Annotated in this window: 17 protein-coding genes and 1 pseudogene; 12 read left to right on the top strand and 6 right to left on the bottom strand. The window is 42.0% G+C overall.

Annotation, left to right across the window (positions count from 1 at the left end; all coding sequences use genetic code 11):
• Positions 1-56 precede the first annotated feature (56 nt).
• Both HWQ42_RS23765 and HWQ42_RS23760 read right to left on the bottom strand, forming a co-directional pair.
• Positions 57-599: pseudogene (locus HWQ42_RS23765) on the bottom strand (DUF362 domain-containing protein); the annotation flags it as partial.
• A gap of 88 nt (positions 600-687) precedes the next feature.
• On the bottom strand, positions 688-2,109 hold the full coding sequence (locus HWQ42_RS23760) for an aspartate ammonia-lyase (protein ID WP_292816642.1): 1,422 nt from the start codon (positions 2,107-2,109) through the stop codon (positions 688-690).
• Positions 2,110-2,253: 144 nt separating this feature from the next.
• On the opposite strand from HWQ42_RS23760, the gene pgsA reads away from it, so the two are divergent.
• The 3 genes from pgsA (at position 2,254) to HWQ42_RS23745 (ending at position 3,348) form a co-directional block, all read left to right on the top strand.
• On the top strand, positions 2,254-2,775 hold the full coding sequence (gene pgsA, locus HWQ42_RS23755) for a CDP-diacylglycerol--glycerol-3-phosphate 3-phosphatidyltransferase (protein ID WP_292729432.1): 522 nt from the start codon (positions 2,254-2,256) through the stop codon (positions 2,773-2,775).
• Complete coding sequence (locus HWQ42_RS23750; protein ID WP_292816640.1) at positions 2,772-3,008, top strand: type II toxin-antitoxin system HicB family antitoxin; 237 nt, start codon at positions 2,772-2,774, stop codon at positions 3,006-3,008. Before pgsA ends, HWQ42_RS23750 begins: the two co-directional genes overlap by 4 nt.
• Before the next feature lie 121 nt (positions 3,009-3,129).
• Entirely contained in the window at positions 3,130-3,348 is a 219-nt protein-coding gene (locus tag HWQ42_RS23745) for a hypothetical protein (protein ID WP_292816638.1), read from the top strand.
• A gap of 78 nt (positions 3,349-3,426) precedes the next feature.
• On the opposite strand, the gene HWQ42_RS23740 is transcribed toward HWQ42_RS23745, so the two are convergent.
• A complete protein-coding gene (locus HWQ42_RS23740; RefSeq protein ID WP_292816637.1) occupies positions 3,427-4,311 on the bottom strand; it encodes an SMP-30/gluconolactonase/LRE family protein in 885 nt (294 codons plus the stop codon).
• 223 nt (positions 4,312-4,534) lie between these two features.
• Between HWQ42_RS23740 and HWQ42_RS23735 the strand changes: the two genes are divergently transcribed.
• The gene (locus HWQ42_RS23735; protein ID WP_292816635.1) at positions 4,535-5,269 is read left to right on the top strand and encodes a Uma2 family endonuclease; all 735 of its coding nucleotides are present in this window, start codon (positions 4,535-4,537) and stop codon (positions 5,267-5,269) included.
• Positions 5,270-5,463: 194 nt separating this feature from the next.
• On the opposite strand, the gene HWQ42_RS23730 is transcribed toward HWQ42_RS23735, so the two are convergent.
• Positions 5,464-6,402, bottom strand: a complete 939-nt coding sequence (locus tag HWQ42_RS23730; RefSeq protein ID WP_292816633.1) for an NAD-dependent epimerase/dehydratase family protein — start codon at positions 6,400-6,402, stop codon at positions 5,464-5,466.
• A gap of 81 nt (positions 6,403-6,483) precedes the next feature.
• On the opposite strand from HWQ42_RS23730, the gene HWQ42_RS23725 reads away from it, so the two are divergent.
• The 6 genes from HWQ42_RS23725 to HWQ42_RS23700 all read left to right on the top strand — a co-directional run bounded on the left by HWQ42_RS23725 (position 6,484) and on the right by HWQ42_RS23700 (position 11,870).
• Positions 6,484-6,621, top strand: coding sequence for a hypothetical protein (locus HWQ42_RS23725; protein ID WP_292816631.1), 138 nt, complete (start codon positions 6,484-6,486; stop codon positions 6,619-6,621).
• Between the two features lie 74 nt (positions 6,622-6,695).
• On the top strand, positions 6,696-7,850 hold the full coding sequence (locus HWQ42_RS23720; RefSeq protein ID WP_292816629.1) for a glycosyltransferase: 1,155 nt from the start codon (positions 6,696-6,698) through the stop codon (positions 7,848-7,850).
• Positions 7,851-7,948: 98 nt separating this feature from the next.
• Positions 7,949-8,704, top strand: coding sequence for a sugar transferase (locus HWQ42_RS23715; RefSeq protein WP_292729662.1), 756 nt, complete (start codon positions 7,949-7,951; stop codon positions 8,702-8,704).
• Between the two features lie 475 nt (positions 8,705-9,179).
• Entirely contained in the window at positions 9,180-10,259 is a 1,080-nt protein-coding gene (gmd, locus tag HWQ42_RS23710) for a GDP-mannose 4,6-dehydratase (protein WP_099099379.1), read from the top strand.
• Between the two features lie 23 nt (positions 10,260-10,282).
• Complete coding sequence (locus tag HWQ42_RS23705; RefSeq protein ID WP_292816628.1) at positions 10,283-11,227, top strand: GDP-L-fucose synthase; 945 nt, start codon at positions 10,283-10,285, stop codon at positions 11,225-11,227.
• Positions 11,228-11,294: 67 nt separating this feature from the next.
• Complete coding sequence (locus HWQ42_RS23700) at positions 11,295-11,870, top strand: 5-formyltetrahydrofolate cyclo-ligase (protein WP_292729408.1); 576 nt, start codon at positions 11,295-11,297, stop codon at positions 11,868-11,870.
• 21 nt (positions 11,871-11,891) lie between these two features.
• Here HWQ42_RS23700 and HWQ42_RS23695 read toward each other — a convergent pair whose 3' ends face one another.
• Positions 11,892-12,182: a pentapeptide repeat-containing protein gene (locus HWQ42_RS23695; protein ID WP_292729405.1), complete on the bottom strand. Its 291-nt coding sequence runs from the start codon at positions 12,180-12,182 to the stop codon at positions 11,892-11,894.
• A gap of 33 nt (positions 12,183-12,215) precedes the next feature.
• Here HWQ42_RS23695 and HWQ42_RS23690 point away from each other — a divergent pair, with 33 nt between their 5' ends.
• Both HWQ42_RS23690 and HWQ42_RS23685 read left to right on the top strand, forming a co-directional pair.
• Positions 12,216-12,413 (top strand): hypothetical protein, encoded by a 198-nt coding sequence (locus tag HWQ42_RS23690; RefSeq protein WP_292816626.1) that lies wholly within the window; start codon positions 12,216-12,218, stop codon positions 12,411-12,413.
• Positions 12,414-12,459: 46 nt separating this feature from the next.
• Positions 12,460-13,296 carry a carbohydrate ABC transporter permease gene (locus HWQ42_RS23685; protein WP_292816624.1) on the top strand — a complete coding sequence of 279 codons (837 nt, stop codon included), beginning with the start codon at positions 12,460-12,462 and terminating at the stop codon, positions 13,294-13,296.
• A gap of 79 nt (positions 13,297-13,375) precedes the next feature.
• Here the strand turns inward: HWQ42_RS23685 and HWQ42_RS23680 are convergent, their stop codons facing one another.
• Positions 13,376-14,023, bottom strand: a complete 648-nt coding sequence (locus HWQ42_RS23680) for a sugar transferase (protein WP_292729399.1) — start codon at positions 14,021-14,023, stop codon at positions 13,376-13,378.
• Positions 14,024-14,321: the final 298 nt, after the last annotated feature.

Here is a 14,321-nt window from a genome sequence, read left to right as displayed (position 1 = left end):
CTGGCTTAGTTATGTACGGGCTGATTACCGTGATTCACTAAGCAACGAATCGCACTTCCCGCTTCCATGTGCCACCAAGCTTTCATTTTGCCGGGGACGCAACCAAACAGGTTTTTTACGCCCAGTGTTAATGTTAACTGGGCATGTGATTTCACTTTCGGTAGGTTAATCACTACGTCTGCTTCCATTGCTTCTTTAGACAGTCGCAGATGGTTAAAATTGTCACTGATGGTTTGGTAACGCTGACCATGAAAATCGATGATGGGAAGATTGAGTTCTTCTAAAATAGGCAGATAGCCATTTGCTATTGCTACGCCCTTGGCACTACCAAAAGCAGGACTATCGCCCAAAAATGGCTTACCGCCAACCTCAATTACCATTTGGGCAACTTCATAAACTAGTTCGGCACGGGTAATACACTCTTTACCAGGACGCGATCCTGTAAGTAGATTTGGTTTGAGTAAAACGCGATCGCCTTTTTTTACAAACGCTGCCATTCCTCCAAAAGGTTCCAGGAGAATCACTAAGGATTCTCGTAAAGCCTCTCGTTCGTAAGATGTAGCCCGAATGAGACTAACAGATGGTTTTTGAGTCTGCATGGTATAGGTAGGGGATAGGGAATAGGGGACAGGGAACAGGCAATAGAGGATAGTAACCTATAACCTGTAACCCATAACCCATAACCTATTATTCTGTTTTGAGTGGTAAGATACCACTCATTTGTTCTAGATTTAACACTGTGGCTAAATCTGTTTCACTCATCAATCCTCGTTCTAAAACAATTTGGCGCAGGGATTTACCAGTTTCTAAAGATTCTTTGGCGACAGCTGCGGCATTTAAATAACCAATGTGGGTATTGAGTGCAGTTACTAAAGCTAAACTGCCTTCGGCATAAGCTAAACAACGTTCCTGATTAGCAGTAATTCCCTCAATGCAGCGTTCGGTGAGTACCGCAATGGTATTGCCGAGAATTTCGATACTGTGAATTAGGTTATAGGCAATTAGCGGCATCATCACATTTAGTTCTAATTGTCCGGCTTGTGCGGCTAAAGCGATCGCACTGTCGTAACCCATCACCTGAAAACACACCATTGATGTCATCTCTGCCATGACTGGGTTATATTTCCCTGGCATAATCGATGAACCAGGTTGCACTGGTGGGAGTTGAATTTCTTTCAAACCAGTTTTTGGTCCCGAATCCATCAGCCGTAAATCATGAGAGATTTTGACTAAATCCTGGGCTAAGTTGCGTAAAGCACCGGAAACATTTACAAATGGAGCCATACTTTGCATGGCTGCCATGAGATGGGGCGCAGGTTCTAAAGGAGTATCAATCAATTCTGAGAGAACTTCTACCACACGGGCGCGATATAGAGGATGAGTATTTAACCCCGTTCCCGCTGCACTACCTCCCAAACCCAGTACCATCAAATCTCCAGAGGCGGTATAAATCCGATTTTGATGTTCTGTAAGAATTTGCGCCCAAGCGCGAAAATTTTCACCCAAACGCACGGGTACAGCGTCTTGTAAGTGGGTTCTGCCAGATTTGACGATATCTTGAAATTCTACAGCTTTGTTTTCTAAAGATGCGATCGCACCATCTATTGCTGGGTGTAATGTCTTGGATAATGCCAATAATCCACCAATCCGAATTGCAGTAGGAATCACATCATTGGTAGACTGTCCATAATTAACGTGGTCATTAGGACTAACACGTTTGTAATTGCCCTTTTCTTCACCAAGAATTTCTAAGGCGCGATTTGCCAAAACTTCGTTGACATTCATGTGGTGGGATGTTCCAGCACCCGCCTGATAAACATCCACGACAAATTGATCACGGAACTTACCAGCTAAGATTTCATCAGTTGCTTGCACAATCGCCTGACTAATATCTTGGGGAATGCAATTTAGTTCTCCATTGACAATTGCTGTAGCTTTTTTAATGATTAACCCAGCATTTACGTAAGTAGCTAGAGGCTTAATGCCGCTAATGGGGAAGTTTTCAATCGCCCGTAGCGTTTGGATACCGTAATAAACGCTACTAGCAATTTGGCGATCGCCCATCGAATCGCGTTCGATGCGGAATTGGGAATCTGTGTGTTCAGTCATAGTATTGTTTTAGGAGAGCTACAGAAAACAAATTTTCCCACGCAGCCACACTCAGATACACTAATCTGCATATATTTTGCATATTTGCTTGGCTGCTTGTTGCTTTAGAGTTGTTAATTTTGAAGTTTTATTTTTGAATTCCTTATGACCATACCCAACTGGATTACCTTCTCTCGCCTATTGGGGATACCATTTCTGCTTTACGGTTTATATAATCCCACACCTCAAGCTCAGTGGATATGTTTAGCGATCTTTCTCGTTGCTGCATTGACTGATTGGTTAGACGGCTATTTGGCGCGGAAACTCAACCAAATTAGTGAGTTGGGCAAATTTCTCGATCCCTTAGTGGATAAACTTCTGGTACTTGCGCCATTGCTGGTTTTTATTGAATTAGGAAAAGTGCCAGCTTGGGGAGTGTTTTTGATTTTAGCGCGGGAATTAGCGATCGCTGGTTGGCGGGTGAATCAAACGACAATTACCGGAGCGAATATTTGGGGTAAACTCAAAACTGTTAGTCAAATAGTTGCGATCGCACTTCTGATTGCGCCTCTGGGTGAAGTGTGGCAAACTCCCTCTCTAATTGCCTTTTGGGTTTCCGTCGCCCTGACTTTAATCTCTGGGGGTATTTATCTTTTGCCGCAAAAAGCTAGCACTGAACACGAATGAAACTGCAATATAGTATTGTAATTCAGTGGTCGGTGGAAGATAAAAAGTACATTGTCAGCCTACCTAAGTTTGGCCCATACACACACACTCACGGAGATACCTACGCTGATGCTCTCAATAATGGTGAAGAAGTGCTAGAACTTTTGATTGAAGATTACCAAGCACAAGGAAAACCACTACCAGAGCCTTTGACTGCAAACATTTCCTTTCAGTTTATCCAATCCTTACCCTAATTATTAGCACTCTGTTGCCTTGACGTTAATATCTGGAGCAATTTACCTCATACTACAAATTCCAACTAGGGAAAATATACCTTTAAGTACAAAGTGAAACCAAAAAAGCTCCACGGGACTAATGTTTTTTTATTTGGAAGTCTCTTTAAACTCGGAAGTTGAGCCTCTGAACTCGGAAGTTGAACCTCTGAACTCGGAAGTTGAACCTCTGAACTCGGAAGTTGCACCTTTGAACTCGGAAGTTGCACCTTTGAACTCGGAAGTTGCACCTTTGAACTTGGAAGTTGCACCTTTGAACTCGGAACTTGAAGATCAAAAGTTTAAAACTCGGAATTTTTAGAATTCGCAAACAAATAAAGAGTCGAGTTGAACAAATATGAGAGGCAATTTAGCGCCTCACATTGACACTGCTACTACTTTATTTCTCAAAATCATAGCTAGGTAAGCCAGTAACATCAGTTTGCAGAGCAAATAAATCACCTGAGTAGAAACTTTTTTCAATCTCCCCTTGGCTGAGTCCAACTGAAGCAGTGGTAATATAGAGTGTTTGCAAATCTTTGCCGCCAAAGGTGCAACTCGTTACGAGTGGAACAGGTAGTTTTATCCGCAATATCTCTTCACCCTTGGGGTTGAAACGAATCACACACCATCCATCCCACATAGCTGACCAAATATTTCCTTGACTATCTATTGTCAAGCCATCTGGGTAGAAAGATTCATGAGTTAAATCAACAAAAATCCGACGATTAGTAATGTTACCTGTTACTGAATTAAAGTCGAAAGCATATATTTTTTGTTGAGGAGAATCACTCAAATAAAACGTTTTTTGATCGGGACTCCACCCCAGACCATTAGAGATAGTCAATCCCATTTCCATCAAATGCAATGAACCATCACGATCATAGCGATAGAGGTTAGCCTGGGGTTTTTCTAAAGAACACATTGAGCCAATCCAAAAGCGGCCTTGGGGGTCACATTTGCCATCATTAAAACGGTTGTCTGGCAGATTTCCTTCAATCTCCAAAATGGGTGTAACTTCACCTGTTTGGGTATTGAGAAATGCCAAGTGATGACGCAGTGCCATAATTAATCTATCTTTCCCTGCTGTTGCGATCGCGCCTACGACATCTCCCACATCAAAAAACAAGGCTTTCCCTGTCGCCGGATTTAACTGATGTACCCGATGGTTGTAGATATCAACCCAGTAAATTAGGTTTTGGGTAGAGTCCCACATGGGACCTTCACCCAAGCGGGCACGGCACTCTAGTACATTGTGGAGTGGATATTGCACAACCTGGCTCATATTATCAACCAACAATAGTATTTACAGAAACTAGTTTCAGTAGTCTTCAGGCAATTTTAAAAAAGGTTTCTCTGACTAATAAAGAAAATTTTCATTCCTGTCTCAGTAAATACTAAAAATGCAATTTATCGCGTCTTTCCCAGGTAGAAGAAAATATTTTTGATTTTGATTCAACCTTTACTGCGATCCGTTAACTTAAAATTAGTCGGTCAGGATTCCCGTTATGTACCAAACAGACCCGCCGCGACCTCCAAAAGAAACCCTACCCACCATGTACGATCTTCCCAGTGAATACCCGGAGGACTCTGGTTTGCCTGACGAATTTCACCTTTTTCAGCCCCAACTTTTGCGCGAAACCTTCTGTCCACCTAACTATCCAGCAGAGGAAGTATTTGTTGCCAGTGACTTAAACCTTTACTATGACCTGCGGCATACACTGTGGTACAAACGCCCAGACTGGTTTGCTGCTGTGGGAGTTTCGCGTCTCTACGAACAACAAAACTTGCGTCTCAGTTATGTAATCTGGCAAGAAGGGGTTGCTCCTTTTGTAATGGTAGAATTGCTTTCTCCTGGCACTGAAAAAGAAGACTTAGGACAAACTCTACGGGAAATTAACCAACCGCCGACCAAATGGGAAGTTTATGAGCGGATTTTGCGAGTTCCTTACTACATTGTGTTTGACCGCTACACTGACAAACTCCAAGTATTCCAATTAGTTGCAGATAGTTACAGCGAATTGGACTTGAGTACCCCACGAGTGTGGATGCCGGGTTTGGAATTAGGTTTAGGACTTTGGCAAGGTTCTTACCAAGGAATTGAGCGATTGTGGCTACGTTGGTATGATGCATCCGGGAATTGGCTTCCCACACCGCTAGAAAAACTAGAACAAGAAAGTCAACGTGCTAACAGATTAGCAGCACAACTGCGAGAGTTAGGTGTTAACCCTGATGAGTTGTGATGCTGCGCTCGCATCAGCAAAACAGGCGGTTAGAAAGCGCGTCTACACGAAACAAAACCCACCTTTGTGGGTTTCAAACCCTTAATTTGACCTTAGTCCGCGGAGGCGGACTTTGCCTGTATAGCCAAGCCAGTGCGGTCTTGGGGGTTTCCCCCATGAGCAACTGGCGTGCGAATTCTATTCGCCCTAGCTACTCACAACGCTTGTAAAATCTCCTCATCTACAGAAAAATCAACATCAGCTTTATCTTTTGCATTAGCTAAATAGTCATTTTCCAGAGAGTCTTGTAACCCAGAAATCAAATCATATTCAGGTTGCCAGTTTAATTCTGTTTGCGCTTTATTCACCGAAGCAAAGAAATGCTGCACCCGCATCGGAAAAGCTTTGCGTTTGCCGAAATCAAACTTTTTAGGGTCGTAATGGACGATTTTGACAGCATCGGGTGATTTACCAGCCGCTACAGCACTAGCACGGGCTAAACCATCAAAAGTGACAAAGCGATCGCCTGAGATATTATAAATCTGCCCTATGGCTTGTTTATTGCCCAAAACCTGAGTCATTGCTAGTGCCAAGTCTTTTACATGACCTAGCTGCGTGATATGCAAGCCATTTCCGGGGATGGGAATGGGGCGATCGCGCACAATTCTGTCAAAAAACCAGCCTTCCAACTCATTATAATTACGAGGCCCGTAAATATAAGTAGGACGAATAGAAGTGAATGGTAATCCCAATTGAGTCAGATAAGCTTCTGTTTCATGTTTACCCTTGTGACGACTTTTGGGATCTACAGCATCGCCTTCTATGTGGGGCAATTGATCGGATTTGAGATACACCCCCGCAGAACTCATATACACAAAATGTTGCACTCGTCCTTGAAAAATTTCTGCTAGTGGTTGAGTATCAGTAAGTTCGCGCCCGTTATTGTCAAAAATAACATCAAAGTTTTCTTGTGATAACTTTGCCTTTAATTGAGTAGCATCAGTGCGATCGCCTATAATTTGTCCTACTCCCTCTAAAGAAGGTGCTGGCCGATTTCCACGATTGAACAGCACTACCTCGTGTCCTTTTTCCACTAGTAGTTGAGTCAAATAGACACCAATGAACCGAGTACCACCCATAATCAGAATTCGCATAAATTCACCCTTTATATATCAGTTTTCATCAAGAGAGTAGGGACTGGGGACTAGGGACTAGGGAAACAAGGAGAATAACCCATGCCCAATGCCCAATGCCCAATGCCCAATGCCCAATGCCCCATTCCCCAATCTGAGATTATCAGGTTGCCGCATCCATCTGGAACCTCTGAGGGAAAGATTCCGTCTTATGTGCTAATCTGGGGCGCTTCCCATTAATTAATCACAAGGGGAAACTTTTCAGTTAACGTCATCAAGTTAGCCTTTGTATTTTCCACTTATTCAAGTTAGCTGTGCCCTTGAAATATGCTCTGGTTCATGAGTGGCTAACACCCAAAGCCACCGGTGGTTCAGAACTCGTTGTACGAGAAATTTTGAATCACATTGATGCTGATTTGTATGCTCTCATAGATTTTGAATCCAGTAATAGAGAAAGTTATTTATACAAGCGTCAAATTGGCAAGACGTTTCTTCAGAACTTTCCCTATGCCCGCAACGGTATACAAAAATACTTGCCCTTGTGGCCCTTGGCAATTGAACAACTGGACTTGCGGCATTATGATGTCATTCTGTCTTCATCCCATGCTGTTGCCAAAGGAATCCTTACCACTCCCGAACAGATGCATATTTGCTACTGTCACAGCCCTATGCGCTATGCCTGGGACTTGACCTTTGATTATCTGCGCCACAGCAAACTGGGTAGTGGTTTACCTGGATGGGTGACGCGATATTTATTACATCGTTTGCGCCAGTGGGATGTCTTGAGTGCCAATCGCGTTGATTATTTCATTGCCAACTCGCAGCATACAGCTCGGCGGATTTGGCGTTGCTATCGGCGAGAAGCAACAGTCATTTACCCACCAGTGAATATTGCGGAGTTTCCGTTTCTGTCTGAGAAAGAGGACTTTTACCTGACAGTTTCCCGGTTAGTGAGTTATAAGCAAATATCGTTGATTGTCAAGGCTTTTAATCAACTAAAACGACCATTAGTAGTCATTGGTACAGGAGATGAAATGAACAAGATTCGCGAGATGGCAAACTCAAATATCCAAATACTCGGTTGGCAACCCGATAATGTGGTAAAAAAATATATGTCTAGGGCTAAGGCGTTTGTATATGCAGCTTGTGAAGATTTTGGTATTGCCCTAGTGGAAGCACAAGCCTGCGGCACGCCAGTAATTGCTTACGGTGCAGGGGGTGCTTTAGAAACAGTGCGAGATATCCGCTCTGGTGCGGATACAGGGACAGGTATATTTTTCAAGACGCAAACAGAGGCGGCTTTGGTGGAGGCAGTAGAAAAGTTTGAAATGTATCAGGGTTCGTTCAATTCCGAGTATATGCGATCGCACGCCGCGCTGTTTTCACCGCAAATCTTTGCAGATCGTTATCTAAATTTTGTAAACAAGTGCAACGAAAAAGACCGTTTTCGGAATGATGGTCTTGATTAACGTCTTATTTTTTTAGGCTTTTGGCAATTTTCCCCAGAAGCACATCATTTTGGCTTTAATATTGGGACTATGTGTGGTGTGGATTATTAAGGAGTATGATGACTGCCCAGAGCTCACTCCTCTCCGGCAAGCGAGGCGTAAGGCAAGACACTAGAGCGTCTACGCGTTTCTTAAAACGCGGTCAAAAAACAAAGACGCCAAAAGTTAAGCCCAAAGGTTTATCTTTTCAGGGTTTAAACGGAGAGTTAGCCAAACGACTGTTCGATATAGTGTTTTCGCTGTCGGTATTAATTTTGTTCTTCCCCGTCTACTTAATTTTGACCTTGCTGATTGCCTTTAGCTCAGAAGGGCCAATTTTTTATGTCCAGGAACGGGTAGGGAAAAATTACAAAGCGTTTAATTGTATTAAATTCCGAACAATGGTAAGCAATGCGGATGAAATCCTCATGCAAATGATGGAAACATCACCCGAATTGCGGCAAGAATTTGAGAGCAGTTTTAAGCTGAAACAAGACCCCCGGATTACCAAAATTGGTCGATTTTTGCGAATTACTAGCTTAGACGAATTTCCCCAGTTCTGGAACGTTCTAAAAGGGGATATGAGTGTAGTCGGCCCCCGACCTTTGGTAGCACAAGAACTGCCAAAATACGGTTGTCACATTGACGAGATTTTAACAATCCGTCCAGGAATTACTGGTTTGTGGCAGGTATCTGGGCGTAATGACATTCCCTATCCTCGGAGAGTCCAAATAGACCTGCATTATGTCAAATTTAGGAATTTCTGGCTTGATTTATGGATCATCTTGAAAACTGTTGATGTGGTAATTCTACCCAAAAATAACGGCGCATACTGAGTAACTACTGAGGGTGAATTCTGTGGGGCAGTCAATGCCCCTAAGTACCAATTCTCCCCTCAAGCTAAAGTATTGCTCATTTTTGTTTCTATAATTTGTGCTTTTCTACTTAATTCAGACTTCTGTGAGTGCGTATATTTGGCACATTTACCAGAAGTCTAATTTAAAATGGCTATTTTATTAAGTCTTCACAAAACTAGAGATATATGAAGTTTTTACAAAAAACAACATACATAAAAATAATCTTGAGCTATCGGTAAAAGAAAATATACATAATTAAATAATCTTGAGCTATCTATACTAAATGTTGGACTTACGTGCTAAATTAATTTTTGTTAAGTATATTTATTTACGGAAAAAGTCTCATAACCACAAGAACTCGTAGGTTTCCCATTAGGCAATTCAGCAATTAGTTGCTAGGTTGTATCAGATTGGCTGTAAATTTTTAATCAAAGACAATAAGGGATAATTGAGTATGACGCAACAGAAGCGAGCGTTGATTACTGGTATTACGGGACAAGATGGTTCATATCTAAGTGAGTTTTTGTTGGAACAAGGTTATGAAGTTCATGGCATCATTCGCCGGACTTCTACCTTCAACACAGACCGTATCGATCACATTTACGAAGATCCCCATAAAGAGGGAGTACGGTTGTTTCTTCACTACGGCGACTTGACAGACGGTACAACGTTGCGGCGTATTTTAGAAGAAGTAAAACCAGTAGAAATTTATAACCTCGGCGCTCAATCCCACGTCAGAGTCAGCTTTGATTCACCCGAATACACAGTGGATGCAGTAGGAATGGGGACATTGCGTCTGTTGGAAGCAATTCGAGACTACCAGCATCGTACCGGAATTCAGGTGCGATTTTACCAGGCGGGTTCTTCAGAAATGTACGGTTTAGTACAAGCAATACCTCAAACTGAGACAACGCCCTTTTATCCCCGCAGTCCCTATGCCTGTGCGAAAGTTTACGCTCACTGGCAAACTGTAAATTATCGTGAATCTTATAATTTATTTGCTTGTAACGGTATACTTTTTAACCACGAGTCACCACGGCGGGGTGAAACCTTTGTAACCCGCAAAATTACTAGAGCGGTGGCTGGTATCGTTGCTGGGAAGCAGAAAAAGATTTACATGGGTAATCTAGATGCCAAGCGAGATTGGGGCTATGCGAAGGATTACGTCAAAGCAATGTGGTTGATGTTGCAGAAAGACCAGCCAGACGATTACGTAATTTCTACTGGTGAAACCCACTCAGTACGAGAGTTTTTGGAACTGGCATTTAGTTATGTGAATCTTAATTGGCAAGATTATGTAGAGTTTGATGAGCGTTACCTGCGTCCATCTGAGGTAGAGTTGTTGATTGGCGATTCTACCAAAGCACGGCAGAATTTGGGCTGGACACCATCAGTAACCTTTGAAGAACTAGTTTCCCTAATGGTAGAAGCAGACTTACAAGCATTGGGTCATACTTCACCTAATGGAAAAGGTTCGCAATTTCCAGATGATATTGCTACTATTCGTCAAACACTGGGCGCTTTGCACTTCTGATTCGGCATCACAGAGGATAAAATATGACCGCCTTAGAACTAAAAAATAAACGCATTCTAGTCACTGGTGGGTCGGGGTTTCTAGGCCGTCAGGTGATAGATCAACTGTGTAAAGCAGGAGCCGATCGCGATAAAATTACAATACCGCGATCGCGCGATCAAGATTTGCGTGTTTGGGAAAATAGCCAACTTGCAGTTGACCAGCAAGACATAATCATACATCTAGCAGCTCATGTCGGTGGCATCGGTTTGAACCGCGAAAAACCCGCAGAGTTATTCTACGATAACTTGATTATGGGAACCCACCTAATTCATGCTGCTTACCAAGCTGGAGTAGAAAAATTTGTTTGTGTTGGCACAATTTGCGCCTATCCCAAATTCACTCCAGTGCCATTTAAAGAAGACGATCTTTGGAATGGCTACCCAGAGGAAACCAACGCCCCTTATGGAATTGCCAAAAAAGCACTTTTAGTTCAATTGCAATCTTACCGTCAGCAGTACGGTTTTAATGGGATTTACCTACTGCCAGTAAATTTATATGGCCCAGAAGATAACTTCGACCCCGGAAGTTCCCACGTCATTCCAGCATTAGTTCGCAAAGTTCACGAAGCCCAAATTAATGCAGAAAAGCAACTTGCAGTTTGGGGTGATGGCAGTCCTACCCGTGAGTTTCTGTATTCAGAAGATGCAGCACGGGGGATTGTGATGGGGACTCAATTCTATAACGAATCGGAACCAGTTAACTTGGGAACTGGTTCTGAAATCTCCATTCTTGATTTAGTAACTCTAATCTGCGAATTGATGGAGTTTAAGGGGGAAATTGTGTGGCAAACTGATAAGCCGAATGGTCAACCCCGTCGCTGTTTAGATACTGAACGTGCCAAACAAGCCTTTAATTTCACGGCTCAGGTAAGCTTTGAAGAAGGGCTAAAGAATACCATTGAGTGGTATCGTCAACACGCTGCATAACAATGTTCTGGTGAATGTAGAGTGATACAAGCTGGGTGATGCCCAGCTTATTTTTTTGACTATTTTTATGGACAAAGTTAATCATCAACTAAATAAAGTAGAACTGCGCCGCACTCTACTCAAAACACGTCAATCAATGTCCGTTGGAGAATGGAGAGAAAATAGCGATCGCATTAGCTCTCATTTACAAAACTCTACTTTGTTTACCCAAGCAAAAACAATACTCGCTTATTTCAGCTTTCGCCAAGAACCTGACCTCAGTCCCCTATTTGCCAACACCAAATACCGTTGGGGATTTCCTCGCTGCGTTGATAAATCCCTGTGTTGGCATATTTGGACACCTAACGATTCTGTCCAAAGTGGCGCTTATGGCATTACTGAACCACACCCCGACGCTCCAATCTTAGATGCTGCGGAAGTAGATTTGATTCTCGTACCCAGTGTAGCTTGCGACTATCAAGCATATCGTTTGGGTTATGGTGGCGGATATTATGATCGCTTGCTCAGTTTACCGCAGTGGGAAACAAAGCCAACTATCGGAATTGTCTTTGATTTTGCCTATTTGTCCCAAATACCGATTGAGCTTTGGGATAAACCACTACAAGCTATTTGTACGGAAACCGGATTGACTCGAAAAAGTTGAAGGATTCAGGATACCTTTGCCTTACCCATCGAGCGCTCGACCATATGGCAGAATGATGCGTCCACCACCGAGAGGAATATGTTCTGGCAATCTAAAATTGGAAACCTGGAAACTGGCTCCAGTCAGATCGAGTTCGTCAAAACCAATGATACCAAAATCAGTCCCATCCAAAATGGCACTTTTAAAGGTAGTCTGCTCCAAACTGACCATTATAAAAGTAGCACCTCGGAGGGAAGCTCTATCGAAATTAGCTCCTTTAATAGTACTTTCTTCTCCACCGAAGATAGCCCCATCCAAAATGGCTTCAGTCAAATTAACATTGATGATTCCACTATCTCTAAAATCTTGGCAGAAAGTTCTTTATCTTCCAAAGCTCAGATACAATTACAGGAGTTATTAATTAAAAATTCTGAAAATCATTTTTCAAATGAAGAAACTGAAATTGTAGACAGATTATTGGCACAAGTTGACCAATTAAATATTCTTAAAACTAGAGCTAGATATACCTTAAATATTTTTCAAAATAAACAGCAAGTAATGTAAGTATTTACATTCCTGTTGAATTACAAAATAAAATTTGCAAAATCAAATGCTGAACTGGAAAAAATCACGATCGCAGATTCTGCTAATCTATGTGCTATTGGGAGCGATCGCGCTGTTGATGCTCTTTCCGTTACTATGGCTAATTAGTACAGCCTTAAAATCGCCTACGGAAAATATTTTTCAGTCGCCGCCACAGTTGCTACCGAGTCAACCGACACTAAATAATTTCTCTAGTGTGTGGAACTCTTTACCTTTTGGACAATACTTGTATAACAGTACCTTGGTGTCAGTACTGACTGTGGGCTTAAATCTACTGTTTTGCGCTTTAGCTGCCTATCCGTTGGCAAGATTATCATTTGTCGGGCGAGACTGGATTTTTGTAGCGATCGTCTCTACGATTATGATTCCTTTCCAAATTGTGATGATTCCCCTCTATATTTTGACAGTCCAGATGGGTTTAAGAAATACTTATTTAGGGATGATTTTTCCGAGTTTAGCTTCTGCCTTTGGCATTTTTCTGTTGCGCCAAGCTTTCATGAGTGTCCCCAAAGAAATAGAAGAAGCCGCTCGGATGGATGGCAGCTCAGAGTTAGGATTATGGTGGCATATTATGTTACCGGCAGTTCGCCCAGCACTGGTAACTTTAGCTATTTTCGTATTCATTGGTGCTTGGAGTGACTTTTTGTGGCCTTTAATTGTCATCCAAGACGAAAATTTATACACTCTTCCTTTGGGAGTTGCAAAGCTAGCAGGTACATTTTCCCTTGATTGGCGCTTGGTAGCTGCTGGCTCAGTCATTGCGATCGCTCCAGTATTATTACTATTTTTGTTTTTACAACGTTACATTGTACCGACAGAAACAGGTAGTGGCGTTAAAGGATAAAAATATTTTGCCCATACCCAATGCCCCATGCCCAATGCCCAATTCCCAATGCCCAATGCCCAATGCCCCATCCCCCAATTCAATAAGCACCAGTCTTTTTAAATACTACCCAGATAGTTTTAATAATCAAACTCAGGTCATAAGTTACAGACCATTTGCGTTGATAATCCATATCCATTTTCACAATGGTTTCAAAGTCTGTGATACTGGAACGCCCATTAGCTTGCCATTCTCCGGTAATTCCTGGTTTGACTCGCAATCTATCCCAGTGATGTAGATCGTAATTACTGACTTCATCAGGAGTCGGTGGACGAGTACCAACTAAACTCATGTCCCCTAACAAAACATTCCAAAATTGAGGTAATTCATCCAAGCTAGTATGCCGCAAAAATTTACCAACAGGAGTAATGCGAGGATCGTCAAAAGATTTAAAAATGTGACCTTTAGCTTGGTTCTCAACCAAATGCTTGAGTTTATCAGCATCGACTATCATGGAGCGGAATTTCCAGATGCGGAAAGTTTTTCCGTTTAACCCACAGCGAATTTGGGAATAAAATATTGGACTTGGCTCATGAATAAAGGTAGCAATTGCTATAGGAATTGCTACCATAAATGTAATAATCAGCCCCACAATTGCTCCAACAATGTCAATTAATCGTTTTCTCACGCTTAAAGTTGACGGGTGTGAAGGCTGTTGCAAACAATTAACTGAATAAAGATTATTCACAAGGGCTAACTTATGTCTTAAAAGGAATTTTTACATCAGTAGTGTAGACATAGACATGATTCTTAGGCGACTTTTTACTGCTATTGCCGCTACTACCGAGTGTTAATATACACAAATTTTAACCGATATAAAAACCAAAAACCAAAAATTTACGGAATCTTTCAATTCAATTGATAGATTGTAAATTTACGGTATTTTATCCATCTAATAAAAACTAATAAAAAGATACTACTATCGGACATATCCCAAAAATTACTGTGCTGAAGTACTAGTAGTAATTCGCAAAATTCCAAATGCT

The organism is Nostoc sp. JL23 (assembly GCF_017115065.1).
GTDB classification, from domain to species: domain Bacteria; phylum Cyanobacteriota; class Cyanobacteriia; order Cyanobacteriales; family Nostocaceae; genus Nostoc; species Nostoc punctiforme_A.
Note: the sequence above shows the minus strand (reverse complement) of the source record. Positions and strands in the feature narration are given on the sequence as shown.

Excerpts from the sequence above, each read along its gene's own strand:
- HWQ42_RS23730 (WP_292816633.1), bottom strand. The coding sequence starts at position 6,402 with ATGCGAATTCTGATTATGGGTGGTACTCGGTTCATTGGTGTCTATTTG.
- HWQ42_RS23745 (WP_292816638.1), top strand. The coding sequence starts at position 3,130 with ATGTTTTTTTATTTGGAAGTCTCTTTAAACTCGGAAGTTGAGCCTCTG.
- gmd (WP_099099379.1), top strand. The coding sequence starts at position 9,180 with ATGACGCAACAGAAGCGAGCGTTGATTACTGGTATTACGGGACAAGAT.
- HWQ42_RS23705 (WP_292816628.1), top strand. The coding sequence starts at position 10,283 with ATGACCGCCTTAGAACTAAAAAATAAACGCATTCTAGTCACTGGTGGG.
- HWQ42_RS23750 (WP_292816640.1), top strand. The coding sequence starts at position 2,772 with ATGAAACTGCAATATAGTATTGTAATTCAGTGGTCGGTGGAAGATAAA.
- HWQ42_RS23700 (WP_292729408.1), top strand. The coding sequence starts at position 11,295 with ATGGACAAAGTTAATCATCAACTAAATAAAGTAGAACTGCGCCGCACT.
- pgsA (WP_292729432.1), top strand. The coding sequence starts at position 2,254 with ATGACCATACCCAACTGGATTACCTTCTCTCGCCTATTGGGGATACCA.
- HWQ42_RS23760 (WP_292816642.1), bottom strand. The coding sequence starts at position 2,109 with ATGACTGAACACACAGATTCCCAATTCCGCATCGAACGCGATTCGATG.
- HWQ42_RS23685 (WP_292816624.1), top strand. The coding sequence starts at position 12,460 with ATGCTGAACTGGAAAAAATCACGATCGCAGATTCTGCTAATCTATGTG.
- HWQ42_RS23740 (WP_292816637.1), bottom strand. The coding sequence starts at position 4,311 with ATGAGCCAGGTTGTGCAATATCCACTCCACAATGTACTAGAGTGCCGT.
- HWQ42_RS23735 (WP_292816635.1), top strand. The coding sequence starts at position 4,535 with ATGTACCAAACAGACCCGCCGCGACCTCCAAAAGAAACCCTACCCACC.
- HWQ42_RS23725 (WP_292816631.1), top strand. The coding sequence starts at position 6,484 with ATGCCCAATGCCCAATGCCCAATGCCCAATGCCCAATGCCCCATTCCC.
- HWQ42_RS23715 (WP_292729662.1), top strand. The coding sequence starts at position 7,949 with ATGACTGCCCAGAGCTCACTCCTCTCCGGCAAGCGAGGCGTAAGGCAA.